General features: G+C 70.3%; 1 protein-coding gene. It reads left to right on the top strand.

Annotation, left to right across the window (positions count from 1 at the left end):
• Positions 1 to 131: 131 nt before the first annotated feature.
• The gene (locus tag VBO01S_RS31275) at positions 132 to 2057 is read left to right on the top strand and encodes a TolC family protein (RefSeq protein ID WP_082818362.1); all 1926 of its coding nucleotides are present in this window, start codon (positions 132 to 134) and stop codon (positions 2055 to 2057) included.
• Positions 2058 to 2172: the final 115 nt, after the last annotated feature.

Here is a 2172-nt window from a genome sequence, read left to right as displayed (position 1 = left end):
GTGGCCGCGGCCGCCGCGGAGCGCGACGCGGTGCGTGACCTGCTGCGGCATCCGCAGCGCGCCACGCCCACCGTGCGCGTGCCCACGAGCTGATCGACGCAAAAAGAAACGCCTGCCGGAGCCATCGAACCATGTCCTATCCATCGAGCACCATGACCGACATTCACAAGCAACCCGCGTCGACCTTCCGTTTCCCCCTGTCGTGGACTGCCGCCGCGGCCGCGCTGATGCTGGCCGGCTGCAGCATGACGCCGGTGCAGCTCACGCGCGACGAGATCGTGGTGCGCGTGCGCCACGACCAGAAGCAGCTCTACAAGGACCAGGCCGCGGTCGCCACGCCCATGACCTACTCCGAGGTGCTGGCGCGCGCGCTCAAGTACAACGCCGACTACCGCCTCAAGCTCATGGAGTCGGCCCTGGCGCGCGGCCTGCTCGACGTGTCGGCGGCCGACATGCTGCCCAAGCTGGTGGCGGATGCCGGCTACAACGACCGCAGCAACGACTCGGGCGGCACCAGCATCGGCATCGAGGACCGCGTGGTGAGCCTGCGGCCCTCGACCTCGGAGCAGCGTTCGCACTACTACGGCCGCGCCACGCTGTCGTGGAACGCGCTCGACTTCGGCATCAGCTACTTCCGCGCCAAGCAGGCGGCCGACGAAGTCAACATCGCGGAGGAGCGCCGCCGGAAGATCCTGCAGAACATCGCGCAGGACGTGCGCAGCGCCTACTGGCGCGCCATCGGCGCGCAGCAACTCATCGGCGACGCCGACCGGCTGGCCGTGCGCATCGAGGACGCGTTGAAGAAATCGCGCGAGGCCGAGCGCGCCGGCGTGCTACCGCCGGCGCAGGGGCTGGCCTACCAGCGTGCGCTGCTCGACGCGATGTCGCTGGTCAACGCCAAGCGCCAGGAAATGCAGTTCGCCAAGCGCGAGCTGGCCGCGCTCATGAGCCTGCCGCCGGGCGTCGACTTCACGCTGGTCGAAGGGCCGCAGGACGGGCGCGCGCCGGTCACGCTGGACATCGACAAGCTGGAGGTCGCCGCGCTGGAAAACCGTGCCGAGCTGCGCGAGGAGGACTACAAGGCGCGCATCGGCATCGCCGAGACCAAGAAGCAGATCGCCTCGCTGTTCCCCAGCCTGAACCTGTACGCCGGGGCGCGCTACGACTCCAACTCCTTCCTCTACAACAGCAACTGGAGCGACGCGGGCGTGAGCCTGTCGATGGACCTGTTCCGGCTGGCGGCCATCCCGGCCATCAACCGCACCAACGACGCGCGCAAGAAGACCGACGAGGCCCGCCGCCTGGCGCTGACCATGGCGGTGGTCACGCAGGTGCGCGTGTCGGCCGAGCGCTACAAGCTGGCGGTGGTCGACCAGGAGCTGGCGGCCGAATCCAGCCGCGTCGACCAGCGCATGGCCAGCGTGGCGCGCGCGGGTGCCAGCAACCAGCTCGAGAGCGAACTCGAGGCGCTGCGCGTCGATGCGCGCGCGCTGGTGTCGCGTTTCCAGCTCGCCACGGCCTATGCGGCCACGCAGACCTCGTACGGCCGGGTGCTCAACTCGGTCGGCATCGACCTGATGCCGGCCACGGTGGCCAGCACCGACATCAAGACCGTCGCCAGGGCCATCGAGCAGAGCATGGCCGAAGGCGAGAAGGCGGTGTTCCTCGAAGCGGCGCTGATCCCGGTGCGCAACCGGCCGGTGACCGTGCGCGTGCGCGACCTGCCATCGGGCGTGAGCGAAGCGGCGGTGCGCGGCGCGGTCGAGCGCATCGTCACGCGCAACGAGCTGGTGGCCTCGGGGTCGGCCGATGCGCTCGTGCTCACGCTGGCCTTCCAGCGCAATGTGCCGCAGCAGCGCGGCACCACGCGCGCCCAGTGGCGGCTCACGCTGGCCGAGCCGGGCGGGCGCGAGCTGCTGTCGCAGAACTACGCGAGCTACGTGCCGGCCGTGACGACCGAAAGCGCCGTGAGCGCTTTTGCCGAGGCGGCGACGCTGTCGGTGATCACGGATGTGCGGCGCCTCGCGCGCACGGGCGCCACGGTGACGCAGAAGTGAAAGCGAGCCCGCCCTTGAAACCGTCGTCCTTCTCCGTGCTTCGCATCGGCGTGCTCCTGGTCTGCGCCATGGGCGGCGCCCTGCAGGCCGGCGCCCAGCCGGCACCCGCGCCGCG

It is taken from the genome of Variovorax boronicumulans NBRC 103145, assembly GCF_001591345.1.
Classification (GTDB): Bacteria; Pseudomonadota; Gammaproteobacteria; order Burkholderiales; family Burkholderiaceae_C; genus Variovorax; species Variovorax boronicumulans.
The sequence above is the reverse complement of the archived record's forward strand: the minus strand, read 5'-3'. Positions and strand labels throughout refer to the sequence as shown.

Bases quoted from the DNA above. Each gene is read 5' to 3' on its own strand.
- VBO01S_RS31275 (WP_082818362.1), top strand. From the start codon at position 132: ATGTCCTATCCATCGAGCACCATGACCGACATTCACAAGCAACCCGCG.